Annotated in this window: 10 protein-coding genes; 3 read left to right on the top strand and 7 right to left on the bottom strand. The window is 46.7% G+C overall.

Annotation, left to right across the window (positions count from 1 at the left end):
- The first annotated feature begins 34 nt into the window (after positions 1 to 34).
- On the top strand, positions 35 to 1,648 hold the full coding sequence (locus tag ACO0KW_RS15100) for a tryptophan halogenase family protein (protein ID WP_423054098.1): 1,614 nt from the start codon (positions 35 to 37) through the stop codon (positions 1,646 to 1,648).
- A 410-nt stretch (positions 1,649 to 2,058) separates the two neighbouring features.
- Positions 2,059 to 3,153, top strand: coding sequence for a LacI family DNA-binding transcriptional regulator (locus ACO0KW_RS15095; RefSeq protein WP_423054097.1), 1,095 nt, complete (start codon positions 2,059 to 2,061; stop codon positions 3,151 to 3,153).
- A gap of 12 nt (positions 3,154 to 3,165) precedes the next feature.
- Here ACO0KW_RS15095 and ACO0KW_RS15090 read toward each other — a convergent pair whose 3' ends face one another.
- From ACO0KW_RS15090 to ACO0KW_RS15060, 7 genes are all read right to left on the bottom strand, one after another.
- The gene (locus ACO0KW_RS15090; protein ID WP_423054096.1) at positions 3,166 to 7,155 is read right to left on the bottom strand and encodes a response regulator; all 3,990 of its coding nucleotides are present in this window, start codon (positions 7,153 to 7,155) and stop codon (positions 3,166 to 3,168) included.
- 44 nt (positions 7,156 to 7,199) lie between these two features.
- A complete protein-coding gene (locus tag ACO0KW_RS15085; protein WP_423054094.1) occupies positions 7,200 to 8,138 on the bottom strand; it encodes a GGDEF domain-containing response regulator in 939 nt (312 codons plus the stop codon).
- Between the two features lie 184 nt (positions 8,139 to 8,322).
- Positions 8,323 to 10,236, bottom strand: coding sequence for a glycoside hydrolase family 28 protein (locus tag ACO0KW_RS15080; RefSeq protein ID WP_423054093.1), 1,914 nt, complete (start codon positions 10,234 to 10,236; stop codon positions 8,323 to 8,325).
- A gap of 43 nt (positions 10,237 to 10,279) precedes the next feature.
- On the bottom strand, positions 10,280 to 13,063 hold the full coding sequence (locus ACO0KW_RS15075) for a pectinesterase family protein (protein ID WP_423054091.1): 2,784 nt from the start codon (positions 13,061 to 13,063) through the stop codon (positions 10,280 to 10,282).
- The gene (locus ACO0KW_RS15070; RefSeq protein WP_423054090.1) at positions 13,063 to 13,881 is read right to left on the bottom strand and encodes a rhamnogalacturonan acetylesterase; all 819 of its coding nucleotides are present in this window, start codon (positions 13,879 to 13,881) and stop codon (positions 13,063 to 13,065) included. The genes ACO0KW_RS15075 and ACO0KW_RS15070 overlap by 1 nt, the downstream gene beginning before the upstream one ends.
- Before the next feature lie 182 nt (positions 13,882 to 14,063).
- Positions 14,064 to 16,760: a TonB-dependent receptor plug domain-containing protein gene (locus ACO0KW_RS15065; RefSeq protein ID WP_423054088.1), complete on the bottom strand. Its 2,697-nt coding sequence runs from the start codon at positions 16,758 to 16,760 to the stop codon at positions 14,064 to 14,066.
- A 230-nt stretch (positions 16,761 to 16,990) separates the two neighbouring features.
- Positions 16,991 to 17,680, bottom strand: a complete 690-nt coding sequence (locus ACO0KW_RS15060) for a FadR/GntR family transcriptional regulator (RefSeq protein ID WP_423054087.1) — start codon at positions 17,678 to 17,680, stop codon at positions 16,991 to 16,993.
- A gap of 518 nt (positions 17,681 to 18,198) precedes the next feature.
- Between ACO0KW_RS15060 and garD the strand changes: the two genes are divergently transcribed.
- Positions 18,199 to 19,791, top strand: coding sequence for a galactarate dehydratase (gene garD / locus ACO0KW_RS15055; protein ID WP_423054085.1), 1,593 nt, complete (start codon positions 18,199 to 18,201; stop codon positions 19,789 to 19,791).
- The last annotated feature ends 35 nt before the right edge of the window (positions 19,792 to 19,826 follow it).

The following is a 19,826-nucleotide window of genomic DNA, read 5'->3' as shown; positions in this document are numbered from 1 at the left end:
TGGATTTATAAAAAAATCAATGAGGAGATCTCTTATGCAAACATGCAGCAATATACTGATCGTCGGTGGAGGTACAGCGGGTTGGCTAACAGCCGCTTTTTTAGCAAAAACACTGTCAACAAATGACAACAATAGTATAAAAATTCGCTTAATTGAATCAACTGAAATCGGCATCATCGGCGTCGGCGAAGGCAGTTTTCCCTCGATACGCGGGACACTGGCGGCGATTGGTATCAGCGAAGCGCGTTTTATTCGCGAATGCCATGCCACCTTTAAGCAAGGCATTCACTTTTGCGACTGGGTACGCCCTCCGAGCCTTGATCAATCTGCAAGCGCAAACCACTATTTCCACCCTTTTAGTCAGCCTAGTCAGCGTTCAGACACACCTGAATTACTACCCTATTGGCTGCATGGCTTGGCAGGAAAAGAATCAGCTTTTGCCCAAGCAGTCACCATGCAAAAACGGATTGCCGATGCCAGCCGCGGCCCAAAACGCAGCAGTGATAAAGATTTTTTGGGACCTATGAATTACGCCTATCACTTTGACGCAAGTCGCTTCGCGCGGTTGTTGGCAGAGCATGCGCGCAGTTTAGGCGTACAACATTTACTCGGAAATGTGCATGAAGTTCGCTTAAATGAAACGGGTGCCATTGCGGGTGTTCACACTCAGGAACACGGCGAGTTAAACGCTGATTTGTATATAGATTGCACGGGTTTTCGTGCGCGTTTAATCGGTGAAGCCTTGGGTTCGCCTTTCAAGAGTGTTAGCGATGTTTTGTTTGTTGATCGGGCGCTGGCAGTACAAATCCCCTATGCCAAACCGGATCAAGCGATTCCGTCCTATACGATTTCCACTGCCCACAAGGCGGGCTGGACCTGGGATATTGGACTGCAAGAAAGGCGCGGTATTGGCTATGTTTACTCCAGTCGTCATAGCAGCGATGATGAAGCTGAACAAGTGCTGCGCAAGTACGTTGGCGCGGGCATGGATCACCTGCAGGCACGTCAGCTCAAGCTACAAATAGGCTATCGTCCAACCCAATGGATAAAAAATTGCGTCGCTATTGGACTATCTGGTGGCTTCCTCGAACCACTAGAATCTTCAGGCATAGGCTTAATCGAGACCGCTGCTTATCTGGTTAGCTATCTGTTTCCCTATAACGGCGATTTTGAACCTGTCGCAAAAACCTTCAATCACCACATGAATGAGCGCTATGAGCGTATCGTTGATTTCATCAAACTGCATTACTGTCTGAGTCAAAGACGTGACTCAGCGTTCTGGATAGACAATGCCTCGCCTGCATCGATACCAGAGTCGCTACAAGACAAACTTCGCATGTGGCAATCACGCCCTCCGAGCCGCCTTGATTTCATCACCGATCTGGAGATGTATCCGCCATCCAGTTGGCAATACGTGTTGTATGGCATGGAATTTCCTACACAATTACCCGCCAACCTGATTCACGTCGATCAGATTGAAGCTGCACAACGAGAGTTCAAAAATATCGCGGCGTTTGCTGAACATGCGATCAAGGATCTGCCTGATCACAGAAAATTAGTCGACTATTTTTGCCGCAAAGCTGAGGCTGAGACTATGGCTCAGACCGCAACCAACACCCAACAAAAGAAAACGATTTCACAGCCATAATAAAATGGTAGAAAATATCAAAAATCGACAAAAAAGCGAATTTACTAGGATAGTTTCCGGAATTAATCTATTTTTTGCAGAAATTGCGGTGAATCATGCGGAGAGGAATTTATAAAAAAGTGTTACTTCAACAATGAACACAAAAATTATGTGATATTCTTCAGAATCAGAGTTTTGCAAACGTTTTCAACGGTTAGCTTGATGAAATATTTTACTGGGTTTATCGCTAATTAAGGATTGGTCAGCGAAATAGAAGATGGCACGCGCTGCGTTACCAACCAATAATTAATCGAGCAAGCTCAAAATCAAACCATTTCATGTCAATTTAAACCACATAAAACCTTAAACCATAGTAAAACTGCTAGCCTTAAGTATTAATTAGACAAGTAAAATCCCACAAGGAAGAAGCTTTGAGCGAGAATCACGACAGTCCGTCCAACCAACATTTGAACGATATGAATACGCTCGACAAGCCAGGCAGCAACTTCGCCAACATCAGCGACAATGATGCACCAACCACCTTAATCGAGGTTGCTCGTACAGCGGGTGTCTCACCCAGTACCGTGTCACGTATTTTGAACGGTACGGCCAAGGTCTCGGACGAAAAACGTCAAGCCGTCATGGATGCGATCGCGAAGACCAATTTTGCCCCAAATCAAATGGCACAAGGTCTGAAAAAAGGTAAATCTATGACCATAGGGATCGTGGTGCAAGATATTTCAAGTCCCTTTTTTGATGAAACTTTGCATGGTGTGGACGATGCCTTAAAAGGCACAGGCTATGCATCGGTTATTGTCAGTGGCCACTGGGATGCAGCCGAAGAGATAGAAAGAATACGCCTACTGCTGGCCAGAAAAGTCGATGGCATTATCCTTTTATCTGGCCGCATCACGGATGAATCGGTATTACAGTTTTCCCAGCATCGCCCTATCGTGTCGACTGGTCGCGACATTCATACTGACAAAGCATTGGGTTTTAAACTCGATAATGAATACGGCTCCTGGCTGGCGGTGCGTCATTTGATCGAATTGGGGCATCGTCGTATCGCCTTCATCACGGGGCCGTCTAATAATTGTGATGCTGCCGAACGTTTGACCGGCTATCAACGCGCATTGCAAGAAACGAATATTCCCTTTGATGACAAACTGGTGGTCGAAGGTGATTTCCATGAGAGTAGCGGTATGCGCGCCATCAATCACTTATTTGAGACGCAACAACAATTCACTGCAGTGTGTGCTGCCAACGATCTGAGTGCGTATGGCGCACGCCTGAGCCTGTATCGCAAAGGCATACGCGTTCCGGAAGATATTTCTCTGGTCGGTTTCGATGACCTGCCCGGCTCATCCTACACCACCCCACCACTAACGACCGTCAAACAACCGCTCTATGAAATCGGTCGGATCGCAACTAAAGCCTTGCTGAATATTATTCATGGCGAAGTGGTAGAAACCAGTATCCCGCCACTAGAACTCGTGGTACGCGAAACGACCCGCAGGTTGCGCTGAATTTTGAAATGCTCATCCGCCTGGAGAAAATTTCTCCAAAAGTAAATTGGCACTTTTAAAGTCTAAACTATTGATGTGCTCTTCCAGTTGCGACATGCTCACTGCCGGGATTTTCTGACTTAAATTTTCTTTTACCATTGGAAATACGTCACAAGCAGCAATGTTATTTTGCTGTAAATATTGCATTAGTTGCTGTATTAACTTCTGTCCTTCAACACTGGATAGTTCAGTTCGCTGCTCGCTTGAATTGACAGCCGATTTTCGCTCCAACCAAAGACGCGCTGCCTCGATTGTTTTTTGTAAGGCGTCTTCTACTGTCCGCAGCAAATCATCAATATCCTCTTTGCCACCCTCACGAATTTCTAATTCAGCCTTTAGGCTCAATTCTGCAAACAGTTTGGCGCCCAACGTGCCGACTGATCCCCTCATCGTGTGCAGTAGCCTTGCAGCATCATCCAACCTGTGTTCGTCCAATGCTGCTCTGACCTGACGTATTTGTTCGCTCGCGTTCTGAATCACTGAGCCAATTGAAGCCAGTATTTTTTGCATATTTTTCGGGTCTGACTTTCCTAACATTTCTAAAGGACGTGGATCAAAAATGCCGAGTTCCTCATTACCTAGATCTGCATTAGCGTGATCAGCAATAGACTTGTTTTCACCGAATGAATTGGATTCAGTGTGATTCCCCAAAAAACCGACTGGCAACACTTTGGAAATGGCCAAAAACATCTGTTCAACGTCAATAGGCTTTGCAATAAAATCATTCATTCCAGATTGAAAACACCGTTCTCTTTCGGAATACATCACTCCTGCCGTCATTGCAATAATTGGAATAGGTAAATGCAGTTCATTACGTATCATCCGCGTAGCACTGATTCCGTCCATAATAGGCATTTGAACATCCATCAAGACGGCGTGATACTTATCTGCGTGACTGCGTAAATGTTCGACTGCAAGATAGCCATTTTCCAACACATCGACCGTCGCGCCACCCTGCTCAAGAAAGCCTCTTGCAACAATTTGATTGAAAGGATTGTCTTCCACCAAAAGTAACTTTGCGCCTTGAATTTGATTGGCTCGTGTTAACACCGCTTTACTATAACGGGGCATCACTTCTATCCCAGAGGACAGCATGATCGCTTCATGCACGGTATCGAATACGCTAGACCCCGTAATCGGTTTCATCAAGATCGCATCAGCATAATCTGCCGCTTGCTCTTGCAACATTCTGTCACGACTAAATGCGCTCACCATAATGATTAATGGTGTCTTTCCTTTGGGAAGCAAGTCACGCAACATTTTTATAGTAACTAAGCCATCCATCATCGGCATTTGCCAATCAACAATAATGGCGTCAAAATGTTTTCCTTCCAAGAGTCGAGCACGTACAATATCAAGCGCTTGCCGACCATTCGACGCAGATTCAGTATTCCAATTCCATGAATGCACTGTCTTACAGATGTAATTATTGCTTGTTGAATTATCGTCCACGACCAAGAGATTTAATCGTTTTTGATTCGTCGAGCTAATTGGTGTTTTCGCCTCATTGATGGCAATCATGGGGACAGTAATTTGAAATTCACTGCCAATTCCCAAACGACTTTTCACTTCAATCGTGCCGCCCATAAGAGTGACGATACTATTAGAAATCGACAGGCCTAAACCGGTTCCACCAAACTTTCTGGTCGTAGAGGCATCTGCTTGAGAGAAGGGCTGAAATAATTTATCCACCTGCTGTTTGTCCATCCCTATACCAGTGTCACTGACCGTGATCTTTAGCCAAACTCGATTGGTCTCTACGTCAGCATCATCTTTAACGGCATCAACAAAAACAGCGACCTCACCTTTCTCAGTAAACTTCAGTGCATTTCCCGTCAAATTGGTCAGAATCTGTTGCAATCGCAATTGATCACCAATCAGACGTTTCGGGACACCAGCACCCACACCCATTGCCACTTCAACCTCTTTTGCGCCTACAGACACGGCCATCATACTGGCCAATGCGCCGAGTACGTCGTCGAGAAGAAATTCTATATTCGATAATTCCAGACGATTCGCCTCGATTTTAGAAAAATCTAAAATATCATTCAAAATCCCCATCAAAGACTGACCGGAAACTTTGATCATTTCTAGATATTTACGCTGTTCAGAGCTCAGGTTGGTTGAGGCGAGCAGTTGCGACATACCGAGTACCGCATTCATCGGTGTTCGAATTTCGTGGCTCATATTGGCGACAAAGTCACTCTTCGCCCGGCTAGTCTGTTCTGCACTTTCTTTAGCTTGAATCAACAAACGCTGTAGTTCTTTTTCATCAGAGATATCATTCGCGATGCCAAGGAATCCCACTATTTTTTCATCTAAACCAAAGATCGCAGTCACCACGAGCCGCACTGGTATTTTCTTCCCTGACTTATGCACATAAGTCCATTCGCGCTTTTCATTGATACCCAAAGTTGCTTTAAGAATAAACGCGTCAAAACCCGAAACATCGCGGCCATATTCAGCACTTAATTCCGTCCCTCGCTCTACGACCTCTTCTAGAACATGTATCACCGCCGGCGTGGCTTTGTGCTCCATTTCGGCGGCGGAATAACCCAACATCTTTTCTGCGCCGGCACTAAAAAGCGTAATCGTTCCTTGTAAATCGGTCGCAATAATGGAGAATTCCGTCGCGGAATCAATGATTGCCTGGAGCCTTTCTTGGGCAATATATTCTGCTCGTTGCGCCTTCTTGATGTCAGTGATATCGCTGACGAAAGCATAAACGCCTTCAATTTTTCCATCGCGGTAACTAGGCACATAAGACGCTAAACTGTCACGGCTTACGCCATTCGGACTCACGATGGTGCGTTCAAACATTTGCGGCTCACCACGTAAAGCAGCTTCCATGTAAGAAATATTTTTTTCGTATAGAGCTTCACCAACCACTTCACGCACATGCATGCCTAAGATATCCTCTGGTTTCCAACCAAAATAGTCTATGTATGCGCTATTCGCGAATCGGTTTTTTAACTCCAAGTCCCAAAATCCAATCATCGCTGGCACGTTATTCACAATCATCTGTAACTCAAGATGTTTTCGCTGCAACGCGGCCTCCGTTTCGAGCCGTTGCTTGTCTTGACGTCGAAATAAATTCATGCTTCCGACCAAAATCAGCACAGGTATAAAAGTCACCAAAATCGGCAAGTAACTTAAGAAGGACAACACATGGGTCGAATCGAACGCTTTTTGGAAATAACCCAAATGCAACATCACAGCGATTGCCAAAGATTGCAAGAAAATTAAACCAGATACGACCACTGATGTTGCATTGATGGCGGCAAACACTAAAGGAATGACCAAGTAAATGAAAGGAAAAGGTAAATAACGAAGCGAAAAAAAAGTAACAAACAAAACGCTAATAGCATAGAAAATAGACGTTTTTTTTATGTCTGAAATCAAGTGATCTCGGTTTATTGAAACCCACCTGTGTTTTAGTAACAGCAAAAATGGCAATAGAGAGATCGTGCCAACAGAAGAACTCACGAACCATGTAGGGAAAACGACAGAAAATGGTGCGAAATCCAACAGCGTCAAAATGCCAGCACCGATTAAGGCGCCGATTCCACTCGGTAAAAGACAAACAGCCAGTACAAATCGCAGCATCGCATCAGGTGACTGATCGAATTCGAGTTGAACCTTCAGTCGAACCGCTAACCAAGCAGCAACTAGCATTTCAATAACATTAGGAATGACGAAGGCGATTGACAGCCACCAAGGATTACCCATAGTCCAATTTGCAAAAAAATTGGCGATGGTGAGTACGAAGGTGAGTTGCCACTTTTCCCGATGCTGGAACTGCAACAAACAAGCGATACCCAAGGCATTGGCATACCAAAAATGCGCGACATTGCCGACTTCTTTTGAAAAATAGATGGAGATCGTAGCAAGAATAAAATACGCTACGCCAATCGTTAAGGCCTTAGTGGTGAAAAATCGATTACCCGTCGTGAAATTTGTCATCCAATTTTTTCCCAATAAATTATCACTTCACCTATGCCTAGTCCCTACGGCGATTTACTATGATCTTGCGGCGAAAAAATTTCATAACGGTCACGTCCAAGTGTCTTTGCCCGGTAAAGTGCTTGATCAGCTTGATCGACCAATACTTGCGGTGACGAATCTATCGTCGGAATAACATGCGTGAGTCCAATACTAATGGTAATGTGCTGATCAATTTCCGAGGTGCTATGTGGTATCTTTAAAGCACGGATTTCTTCACAAATCATTTGACCGTATTGCTTCAAAGTTTGTTCATCAATTTGTGGCAAGACCACGACAAACTCTTCACCACCATAGCGGGCAACAAATTCACCAGGTCGTTTAGTGGCGGCTTCAATTGCATGAGCAACGGCCTTTAGGGCGCTATCTCCTGCAAGATGCCCATAGTGATCGTTGTATTTTTTAAAACAATCGATGTCGACAAGTGCTATTCCCAGAGGCAGTTGGTGGCGCTGCAATCGACTATATTCTGCTTCTAAAGCTTTATCAAAAAATCGACGGTTGTATAACCCAGTCAACGCATCATGTTGAGCCAGTCGCTGCAATTCAGCCGAATCATGTTTTAGACGCAAATGGGTTCGTACACGGGCTTGCACAACAGGTGGATTGAGCGGCTTCGTAATAAAATCTACCGCTCCTGCATTTAAGCAGGCAATTTCTGTCTCCATCCCGGTGTTAGCAGTAACGAAAATAATGGCGCTTTTACTAGTCGCGTCATCATTTTTTAAGCGACGACATACTTCATAGCCGTCCATGGGTAACATACCGACATCAAGTAGAATTAAATCGGGCTTATGCTCTCTCGCACTTTGTAGACCTTGATCACCATTGACGGCAAATAAGATTTGCCCAAAGTCTTTCAATATATGACTCAACATGCGAATCAAATTCACATCATCATCGATAATTAAAATGGTGCTGTCTTTTGGTAAATAAGCAGGCATAAACTGGATTTTTTGTATTGATTATTTTTCAGAAAAAATATTATTTCCGAAATACAACGATACATGAATTAAGTAGTTACACCAAACCAAAAACCTAGGAAGAGTCAAAAAAATCACGAATTGGACACAAAAAGTATCAATTATCCAAGAGTCCAAGGGTCCAAAGATTCAAAGGTTCAAGAGTTCAAGAGTTCAAACTCTGATCGTAGCGCACCTGATTGATGATCACATTTTTCAAAAGCAAACCCTCGACGTTAAATAAGAAGAACGGACTTCTCTGATTGACTGGCACGCCAAAATCACATTCTTCAATTGTCACGCGATTCACCGGCAAAATCTTGGGCACAGGCTGAGGCCCATTGTAATCTGACGTCACCGGCCCCAATATCACCATGGCTTGATAGCAAGAATGCGCAGTGTTAAGTTGCGTGATCGCATTCTCAACACTCACACTGCCAACTTTGACCTTGGAAATATGAATATGGCTGACCTCAGGTGGGCGGGTACGCACATTGTCTGCCACCGGCGCGTAATCACAGTCGAATACGATCACGGCACCAGCGGCGCTGGCAATCGTTTGATTCGTAAAAGGTGAATTCGGCAAAAAGGCATAATAGGAAGGACTGGTTTGTACGCCATTCGGAATCGAAACATTCCGCACATAAAAGTGTTTAAGAAAACCACCGCGATTCATATTCGTTTTGAGACGTATCGCAATATTCAATGGATTTGTGGCCCAATGCTTATTCTCAAATAATAAATTTTGCGCATACACATGCTGTATGCCGCCCGCCATTTCACTTCCTAAGGTGATAGCACCATGCCCGCTTTGCATCGTACAATTTTGAATCACGATATGCTGCGATGGACCATATTGCGTATCGCGATTTTTACCTGCTTTGATAGCAATACAATCGTCGCCCGAATCAAAAGTGCAAGATTCAACCAAGACATATTCGCATGCTTCAGGGTCAAAGCCATCGCTGTTCGGCCCGTGACTATTCACCAGCACTTTGTCAATTTTGAGATCACGGCAATTGACAGGATGATGTACCCAGAAAGGCGAATTTTTAGCCTGATAACCGCGCAACAAAACCTGATCGCAACCAATTAACTGAATCAAAGGCGGACGCAAATAATGACCCTGTCCAAATACACGTTTAGATAATGAAATATTCGCCTCGGATAGTGCGGGCAAAAACGCCGCGTCAGCACGCCAACGGTCACCGTCACCTTGAATCAACCGCGACTGTTGTTCTGTAATCGCTGTCAATTCACCTAAGGCGTTTGCATTCAAACTATTCACAGCGTTCTCGGACATTTTGCCAGCTTTAGCGTTAGGTATCGTGCCCTGACCAATAGAATTGATCGTTCGCTGTTTGCCTTTCCAGGTCCACCAACAATCGCCATCCTCATTGAATGGAACGCCACCTTGGCCGTCTAACACGCTAGTCCAATCTTCCCCCGTCAAAGCTATATTTTTCTGACCAAATGCATACACCATCGGCGAGTAATTTAGACAATCATTGCTCTGCCAACGTGAAATCACCAAGTGGCCACGTTCACCACAATCGATGCTGCCGTACTTGGCATAGTCGCTAGGGTGTTGACTAAAATAGACGTGTGCTCCGGCTTGCAAATGTACGTGCACATTCGATAGTAGGACGATAGGCCCCGCGCAATACCAATTTCCTCTGCCGATCAACACTCGGCCGCCACCAGCCCGATGGCAGGCTTGAATTGCCGCAGTCACTGCAGGATAAATATCTGCTGCATCCTGAACTGGACTCGCAAGTTCATCTTGCTGTTCAAACGACTTCCAAGCCAGCACTTGACGCAACTCGCACTGCTTTGCACCATATTCTGTAATCAAAAAATCTTCGTCACGAAATACGAATTCCTGCCGAAATCGATCGATGATCTCTTGAGCTGCATGCCACGGCTCCTTCATCCAGCCATCCTTCGTATAGCCGGAGGTAAGCGTAGATTGAGACGCCTGTTCAGCCATCACGGTACTGGTGAGCGCGGCACCGCCGATTGCCAATCCTTGCTGCGAAAGTCGACGTAAAAATTGCCTGCGTGCAGATTGTTGCTTCATGATATGTGCTTTCATTCTTGCCGACTCATCGTTTTGGCCTTTATCACTTCTTGTCCGTTTCGGAAGCCAATGCCACTTGGGTGTTATTAAACTCAGCCAAAAAAATCGCGGCGCTGCCGGGCGCCAAAGTCTCAGCATTGTCATACCCAAAATCGGTTGTAGGTCGCAAACCGACATCGATCAGGTTTTGCCAATAATCTACAACCGAAAATTGCACTGGCCGAAATGCGAGGCTAGCTTTCTTGTTCCAATCGGCCCAAGGGTGTTGCCTTTGAATGTGCGCACCTATTGTCGAATTGAGAATCACCACCTTACCGACCGTCTCAAAAACGTTTTTAGATATCGTCCCGCTTGGTGCCTGGTAGCTATCAGTTTCTCCCAACGAGCAGCCATAGCCGGGCAAATTAATTCCCGCATAGGGCGTACATTTTTGCGTATGAAACCATTGCCTTCCCAAATAAAATTTTCCCGCTAAGGCATTCACACTTCCATCATGTGTGAAGTTAGATTCGTTAAACACAAAACCATAACGCGTTCTCACGTTGGTATTCGGCGCAGTGACATACGAGGTCGAACGATCGCCCAAAGACTTAATTTCCGAACGATAGAAGTACGCTGTCGTATCACCAAAAATAAAATCCACATTGCCTTCGACATAAGCACGGTGAAAAAAACTGCGTGAGGTATGGGCAATCGCCCGCGACTTCAAAAACAAGGTATCTTGAAATCCATGAATACGCACATTTTCAAATTGCGCTTTGTCCGCACCTTCTAACATTAATGCGACTGCCTGATGCTGCACCACGACTACTGGCGCGGTGCCAGCAGTGGCACCACAACTAGTATTCGGACATTCAGCTTTCATGTCGAATTTATCTTTGTTGTAGGCATTTTCAAAAGTGATGTTTTTCGCTTGAAAACCATTGGCTTTAATCCAAGCAATACCAGTACCACTGGTACCCACCACCGTGCGGTCTTTTAGGGATTGATACATGGATTGGATAGAACTATCCACATCTGCAAATTGTTTACCAAAACGTTCGGTGTACACCGTGCCAAGTAAAGCTGCATGTACACTCGCGGAAATTTTCGTTTTACGAGCATCGCTATCTTTGGAATACAGGGCAATCGGCAATGCAGTCTCGGGGACATACATTAACTCCTGATACGTTCCAGGCATCACCAAGATGTACAAACGTTGACGGGGCGACTTTTCTGCAACGAGGCGACGACCATCAAGCAATGCCTGATTAATCGCGGTCTGTACAGTTGTGAATCTGGTTTTCCCATCTGCAGTCGCATTTGCGTCGACAACATAATCCGCAGGAAAATCAGTCTTAGTGACGAGATCATCTTGCATGGGATTCCAAGGGTCGACCACTTCTTTGCCAGCAAGTCCTGTTGTACGCAACACTTGCTCTATCGAATAAAGCTTCGCTTGATCTGATGTTAATTGCGGACGAAAATTGATTGGATGCTTCATCGGAAACGTGGCAAATTTTTCCTGACAATCATTCGACGCTGGAGTTGGCCAAGGCAGATCTGCAGCAGTGTCCGAAAAATTAATAGTCTTCTGATCGACATTCACATTGGCAAACTGCAAGGTCTGTACTGAAGCCGCTGCAAGCGCGACTTGTTTAAATTCGATAGACAAGGGATGCGCTCTATCGTAGCCGCGAACGATGATTTGTCCAGGTGTCAGACTACGCACATTTTCCAAAACGATATCGCGATACTGTGGGATTTTTTCGCCATTTGCTTTTGGGTCGTAACGTGTGTCTAGATCGATGGGACGCTTACTATTGCGGATGCAGACGTCTTCGTAGCGCACTTGCTCGACGATGCCGCCGCGCGAAACATCGCTCTTAATACGCAAGCCTGAAGTCGTGCCATCCAAGCTTAAATCTTTCACTAAAATACGGCGCACACCGCTATTGGTTTCGCTGCCGATAGACATGCCATGCCCGCTATAAAAATGGCTGTGTAAGATCGACACATTTTCGGTTGCACCGTTGTTGCCGCCTTTGATGGCGATATTGTCATCACCAGTGCGAATATAGCTGTGTGCAATCGTGATATTGCGAGAAGAGATGGGATCTATGCCATCGGTATTTCTGGCATCGTGTGGCGTATCGATCTTCACACCCCAGGCGGTAAAGCCATCGACCCGGTTTAAAGTGACATGAAAATTCGGAGAATTGCGCAGCGTAATTTGGTGCAAAGTAATGTCTTCCGAGCGTAAGATTTCGATCAGCCGTGGCACATTATGTTCGTTCTTTTCTTTTTGCGCACGGCGCGCCATTTGCCACCAGCTTTCGGTTTTACCAAGCACTGCTTGTCCGCCTTGACCATCAATCACACCAGTGCCATAGATGCCGCTCCCGCGCGCGTTTTCGATGGTAATAAAAGTCTTACAACTACGTCCTTTTTCCGCATTCACGCCGCAAGTCTGTGTATCCTTTTGGCTGTTTTTTTCGTAGAGTGCCGCATCGTTGCTGGCATATAAAGTAACGTCGCGGTCTATCAATAGGCTGACACCACTGGGGATGCGCAACGGACCGGATTGGAAACTATCTTTTTCATTATTCGCCGCCAGTTGTACCGCTTGACCTTGCGGGCAATGATCGAGCGCGTTTTGTATGCGCTCGGCGTCGAGTGCTTTATTGTGTTCCGCTTGACTTTGATTGGCTGTCAAAATCGTACAAACCGCGGGCTTGCGCGGCTCACTAACTTGGCGGCTATCTTGTGCATTTGCCGGCGCTATTACGATGGAGAGTACTGCGAACCCCAGGCTCACCGTCATCATACGTGGAAATGAATTCTTCATTACTTAGCTTCCGGTTTAAATGCCTGGCCCAGCGCTGGCACCTGTTGTTTCAATTCGATTTCCACTATGTTCGCAAAAAAGGCTGCACCTTTAGTGCCGACATGTGTGCGGTCAAATGCCGACTTGGCCGCACCCTGTGGTTCTAATTTGGCGATATCTGATGTTGGCACGTCAGTACTCATCACTTTTGCCGGTGGTGGTGCGACGGCTAAAGTATCCGCTTCCGCTTCTCCCATTGCCTGCACTGCAGCGTAGCTTTCTGCATTCAAAGGTAATAAAGTCGTTTGGGTATCGCGTGCGACTTTTTCTATCGCTTCCGCCCAAGGTTTCAAATTATTTTCTAATACGCCATCTTTAAAACTACGGCGCGTCAGGGGTGTCACTAAAATTGGTACGCCGTTCCAAGCTTTCACTTCGGTCACATAGCGTGTCATATTGACCGGGAATTCTGTCATCAGATCAGTTGAACGTCCTGGTTTCCCCGGTTGATCATTGTGTCCAAATTGAATCAATACATAGGTCGTCGCATTTGCGCTCGCTGGCTGATGCAAGAGTTCGTGCACTTTATCCCACAGCCCCTCTGCGCGAAAACTACCAGAGCTGCGCCCACCACGCGCCAGATTGATACACTCTACATTGAGGTGAAAACGCTGACATAGCGCATCGCCATAACCACTCTTCGTCGCCATCGTTGAATCACCGACTAGGATCACGCGTACCTTGCTGTTTTCAGCGAGGGCATTTTGTGGATTGGACAGAGCAAGGCAGAAGGATAGAGAAACGTAAGTCAGCAGACTCACGAGAGAAAATTTATTCATAGCGTGTCACTTATTCGCTGAAATTGGCTTTGCTAAGCGTAGCTTAACTTCGTGAAAGTGGGAGGAAACTGTAAGACGGGCGCAAGTCGCGCTGCCTGCCGATTCGGCACCTGAACAGCGCGACTTACCTCCAGCCTACGACATTTGAACTCCTCTTACATCAGAGTAGATCTACATCGCACTTAGAACGTATAAGTCACACGCGTATTAAATGCACGACCCAAAGGACTAGCCGCACTGCTCAAATAACCGTTGTATCCACTGTGATTGGTCACAGGAGGATTCACGTCAAAGAGATTGTTGACACCAAACACGATCGCGACATTTTTGAAGCCCTTGTAACTCATCGTGAAGTTATACACGGTGTAAGAACTGATATCACGATAGTACTGCGCTGCGACCAGATTTTGATCGTGGTAGCCCGTATTGTAGTTTTGCGTCAACTGCGCGTTCCAATCGCCTTTTGACCATGACAATGCGAGGTTGTGCTTCCAACGGAAAGTAATGATAGGCAAGCTGCTGGTTGTACCATTACTAGCCAAACCGAAACGACCGATATTGGAGACGAAATCGCCGCCTTTTTCCAACTGATTATCAAACTGGGTCAGGTAAGTGCCGTTCAATTGCACTTTGAATGTTCCCATGCTAGATGCAGGGAATACGTAATTGGTTGCGAGGTCAATACCTGCCGCTTTTTGACCGCCCAGATTCATCGTGGTGTTTTTGATGTACAACAATTTACCTGTCGCGTCACGCACGAACAAATCCGCATAACGAGTTGGGTTCATGAAGTAAGCCTGCTCAGGCAAGTTCGCCAACATGTTGTCCATATTCACACGCCAGTAATCGAAAGACATTGTCAGATTTCTCATCGGCTCGAGCACCACGCCGAGCGTGCCACCGACAGAAGTTTCTGGTGTCAATTCTGCGTTACTACCAGTTTGTTTCGGCAATTTCACATTGCAAACGGTAGCCGCCACCAATCCTGCCAAAGGCTTACCCGTATTGGCGATCGCCGGTGTCGCGCTCGGGCATTGCAAAGGATCATCCCATGCAGATGCGGTGGTGGTCGTTGCACCTGGCAGACGATAACCGTAGCGATCAAATAGAGTCGGTGCACGGAAGCCGGTGTTGGCAGAACCACGGAACATAATCACCGAATTTGGCTGATAACGGAAACTCGCTTTAGGATTAATCGTGTTACCGAAGTCGCTGAAATGATCGTCACGCACCGCCAGATTGACGTTCAATTTTTTGCTCACCGGGATTTCCAATTCAGCAAACAACGCTGCGACATTGCGAGCGCCCTGACCGCGAGATGGCGTGGAGGCGGCATAGGTCGCAATCAAGCCAAGATCGGTCTTCACATCTTCCGTCGTATCGCGGTGAAAATCTGCCCCTAATGCCAAACCCACAGAGCCGGCAGACAATTGCATGATAGGCTTATTCATTGTGAATTCAAGGCCCGTATAGGTACTCTTGGAGACGCGCAATTTTTGCCCGTTCAAAGCAATGCTATCAAGATAAGCCTTACCCGTTGCATCTTGCAAACCGAATGGATTCAAAGTGCCGCTGGTAATGCCAGACAATAATTTAGGACCATCTACAGCCCCAGAATTTAAGTATCCAACACGGTCACTCACACCGATTACTAATCCTGCTTTGTAGTCCCATCCACCGATAACACCTTCGTCCGTAAAATTCAAACGCTGATTGGTTTGTACGTCTTTCGTTTCGTAGATGCCAGCATCCGCCACACTCCAGGTTACCAATAATGGTGCGCCAGTCACACCCGACACAGCTGGTACACCACCGCTACCGCCTGGATACCATTTGCTGGTCGAAGGCAGTAACGCTGTTACACCGTTTGCCGCCAAACTGGTGGTCGGAATTTTCGTACCGAAAATACTCGCTTCACCGCGCGCATAGTCGACGGAGAACAAATGATCATCACTAATTCGTTTCGTCGCCTTAGCGAAAAAAGTCAATTGCTCACGACCGTAAATCGCTGTGTTGTATTCAGCGTTATTAATAACGCAGGTATTCTTTCCACCTTGAATTGAATATGGTGCCAAACAGCCAGTGGCATAATACGGATTCGCTGCTGCGAAGTTTTTATTACTAGGAATTGTGAAGTTGGCTGGGCTGGCAAAACCACCGCTGACCAACGAAGGCGCGCGGCCAATGCTCGTCAATAACTCCGTAGAAGTCAATTCAGCGCGATCCGACGCAGCCAAACGACTACGACGCAAACCATCCAAAGTTGCATACACATTCCAACCATCTTTTTGCAAATCACCTGCACCCACGGTCATGCTGATGCGTTTCTCATCACCACCACCATCACGTTGCGGATCAAGAATTTGTCCTGTAATCGAGGCGCCTTGATATTCACGTTTGGTAATAAAGTTGACTACGCCACCAATCGCATCGGAACCGTAGATGGACGAAGCGCCATCGTTCAAAATTTCAACCCGCGCAATCGCGCTCATCGGGATCACATCGAGATTAGCATAACCATCGGCAATCGCTTCATTCGCCAGACGACGGCCATTCAATAACACTAGCGTACGGTTCACACCCAAGCCACGTAAATTGATATTCGTACCAGAACCCGCATTTGATGGTGCCAAGGAATTGGACTGCGGCAAGGCCATCATCAAATCTGCTAAAGTCGTCATGCCGCGTTTTTCTAATTCGTCGCCAGTGACAGCCGTAATGGGCAAGGAGGCTTCACTCGCCAGGCGCTTGATCGAAGAACCTGTGACTTCCACACGCATGGGTTCTTGCGCGGATGCCTGTTGCATTAAACCGAGCACAGCGAGTGTAATCGCCGACAGGGTCAATTGTTTCACTTGAGATTTTTTACTAGTTTGCATTACTGTCTCCTACTCATTTTTAAATTGAAGCTCAAGCGCTTGTGCACCTGAGACAAATGTCGGAATACCTCGCGTACCCGCTGCCGTCACGACGAAGGTCAGGCACTAGTGTCTGTCCCGAGGTCTGAATCGGTCAATTTACTCAACATCTAAAACGAATTTCTAAAAGGCTTCGCCTCTTTCAGCGATGCACAAAACAAACCTAACCACCTGCTTCACTGTATAAAAAATTAGCCACGTGAAAAAGTTCTTGTGACACGTTCCAGATGTGCCCGCATTGCTTTACGGGCGGCAGCCGGATCATGTGCTGCAATCGCTTCTAAGATATTGCGATGGTCAGTTAAAGTTAACTGACGCAACTCTTCAGTTTGAAAATGTTCTTTTAAACGGTTCCACATTCGTCCACGCTGATTCCACAAATATTCCATGGTGCCAACCAGCGCACTATTGCCCGTGGCGCGGACGATGGATAAATGAAACTCGCGATCTGCTTGTTCATTGCTGGCGTAATTCGCATGCTCACGTTCCATCGCCAGCACAGCTTTTAAGATCGCATCAATCGCACTATCGGTCGCGACCCGCGCCGCAATCGCAGCGATTTCGGATTCGATCATGCGCCGCGCCGATAACACTTCAAATGGCCCAGGCCCGACTTCTGGAATATCTTCCTCAACTTTTGCCGCGCACAAATATACGCCAGAGCCACCACGCACTTCGACCACCCCACCTAATTCCAAGGCCAAGATCGCTTCGCGCAAAGAAGCGCGACTCACATTTAATGCACCGGCCAAATCACGTTCAGACGGCAGACGCTCACCCGCCGTGATTCCTTCGTCTTCGATCAGGCGCTGGATCTTATCGGCCACCACGCGATAGAGGCGCGGTTCGTGTTCGTTCGTCAGGTGTGCTTTCTTAGCCATTTCCGTGTTCAGTTTTCAGTATCCGTTTTCGATACCATTGCTAGCATCTCTGAGTGAATCTCGCCGTACGTTACGAGTACTACGGCCCCTCAGCTCAAAAGTGCAATTTTGCATAAATCGTATGCACCTATATTCACAGTTGTCGCTATTTTGCTGCATTTGGTAAGACCATTCTAATGTGGTTAGACCAATTTTGCAATGTGGACTAGCCAAATTTTTTTTTTGGTGGCATACTCGCCACATGTAATAAGCTCAAAGAAGGTTGAAGCAGGTGTTGGCATCACTCATCTCTTTCAAAGACCACGTAGATTCACCAAGAACAAACCCTTATATAGAGAGACTGGAACAGGGAGTTTTGGACCTAGTAGTAAAAATAACTGGGACCCGATGTTCATTGAAAAAACTGACCAAAGCACTGACGGCATTTCAGAATGGGTGCATAAAACTGGTCAGTCCAGTTACCAACAATATCAAGGCATAAGAAAAAACGAGCATAGAATCAGGACGAGAGGAACAACATGGCAAGCGACTCCCCAATCACTTCGACACCGGCGCCAGTGGCAGGTAAAGCTTTGTATATACGTATGCATCAAGGCGACAATGTTGCGATCGTGGTCAATGACGGTGGCTTACCCGCAGAGACGCAATTCGATGATGGCTTAACTTTATTGGAAGCCATACCGCAAGGGCATAAAGTAGCGTTGGCCGATATCGCTCAAGGCCAGCCAATTACTCGCTATAACGTCACCATCGGCTATGCCGTGCGTGACATCGCCGCCGGTAGCTGGATACAAGAAGCATTGGTGGAATTACCACCAGCACGCGAGCTGCAAAACCTACCGATTGCGACACGCAAAGCGCCTGATTTACCTGATTTAGAAGGGTACACTTTTCAAGGATTTCGCAATCCAGATGGCAGCGTCGGAACCCGCAATATTTTAGCGATCACCACGACGGTGCAATGTGTTGCCGGCGTGGTCGACTATGCGGTACAGCGCATTAAAGCAGAATTGCTGCCCAAGTTTCCGAATGTCGATGATGTCGTCGGGCTCGAACATACTTATGGCTGTGGCGTCGCGATTGATGCACCAGATGCCATGATCCCGATACGCACGGTGAGAAATATCAGCTTAAATCCGAATTTCGGTGGACAAACGATGGTCGTCAGCTTGGGCTGCGAAAAACTCCAGCCGACGCGTCTATTCCCGAAAGCGACTATTCCTATTAAAACCCAAGCGCAAGATCATAGCGAACCAGATGTCGTGTGTTTGCAGGACGCAGGCCATATTGGCTTTCAAAGTATGATCAACTCGATTATGCAAACTGCGGAAGTGCATCTCACACGCCTCAACCAACGCCAGCGTGAAACTTGCCCAGCTTCTGAATTGGTCGTCGGTGTGCAATGTGGCGGCAGTGATGCATTCTCTGGTGTCACTGCGAATCCAGCAGTCGGCTTTGCAACCGATTTATTGGTGCGTGCGGGTGCAACAGTGATGTTTTCCGAAGTGACGGAAGTGCGTGATGGTATCGATCAGCTCACCTCGCGTGCAGCCACACCGGAGATTGCCGAAGCCATGATTCGTGAAATGGATTGGTATGACAACTACTTAAAGCGCGGTGGTGTTGATCGCAGCGCGAACACCACGCCCGGCAATAAAAAAGGCGGGTTGTCGAATATCGTCGAAAAAGCTATGGGTTCTATCGTCAAATCTGGTAGCAGCGCCATTACAGGTGTTTTATCTCCGGGTGAGAAACTCCATCAAAAAGGCCTGATCTACGCTGCCACCCCTGCCAGCGATTTTATTTGCGGCACCTTACAATTGGCAGCCGGCATGAACCTCCATGTTTTTACCACTGGCCGTGGTACGCCCTACGGATTGGCCGCCGTACCGGTAGTCAAAGTGGCGACTCGTAATGATCTGGCACGGCGCTGGCATGATTTAATGGATATCAATGCAGGCCGTATCGCCAGTGGCGAAGCAACGATAGAAGAACTGGGCTGGGAGTTATTTCACTTCTTATTGGAAGTCGCTAGCGGCAAAAAAACGTGGGCTGAATACTGGAAATTACATAATGCACTGGTATTGTTTAATCCTGCACCAATTACCTAACGAATTGCTAGTTATCGAATCGTAACTAGAGCAAT

The sequence above is a fragment of the Undibacterium sp. Ji22W genome, from assembly GCF_049340305.1.
GTDB lineage: Bacteria > Pseudomonadota > Gammaproteobacteria > Burkholderiales > Burkholderiaceae_D > Undibacterium.
This window is presented reverse-complemented; position numbering and strand designations above follow the sequence as displayed.

What these genes read in the sequence shown, in the direction of transcription:
- garD (WP_423054085.1), top strand. Translation starts at nt 18,199, where the DNA reads ATGGCAAGCGACTCCCCAATCACTTCGACACCGGCGCCAGTGGCAGGT.
- ACO0KW_RS15065 (WP_423054088.1), bottom strand. Translation starts at nt 16,760, where the DNA reads ATGCAAACTAGTAAAAAATCTCAAGTGAAACAATTGACCCTGTCGGCG.
- ACO0KW_RS15070 (WP_423054090.1), bottom strand. Translation starts at nt 13,881, where the DNA reads ATGAATAAATTTTCTCTCGTGAGTCTGCTGACTTACGTTTCTCTATCC.
- ACO0KW_RS15100 (WP_423054098.1), top strand. Translation starts at nt 35, where the DNA reads ATGCAAACATGCAGCAATATACTGATCGTCGGTGGAGGTACAGCGGGT.
- ACO0KW_RS15090 (WP_423054096.1), bottom strand. Translation starts at nt 7,155, where the DNA reads ATGACAAATTTCACGACGGGTAATCGATTTTTCACCACTAAGGCCTTA.
- ACO0KW_RS15080 (WP_423054093.1), bottom strand. Translation starts at nt 10,236, where the DNA reads ATGAAGCAACAATCTGCACGCAGGCAATTTTTACGTCGACTTTCGCAG.
- ACO0KW_RS15060 (WP_423054087.1), bottom strand. Translation starts at nt 17,680, where the DNA reads ATGGCTAAGAAAGCACACCTGACGAACGAACACGAACCGCGCCTCTAT.
- ACO0KW_RS15075 (WP_423054091.1), bottom strand. Translation starts at nt 13,063, where the DNA reads ATGAAGAATTCATTTCCACGTATGATGACGGTGAGCCTGGGGTTCGCA.
- ACO0KW_RS15085 (WP_423054094.1), bottom strand. Translation starts at nt 8,138, where the DNA reads ATGCCTGCTTATTTACCAAAAGACAGCACCATTTTAATTATCGATGAT.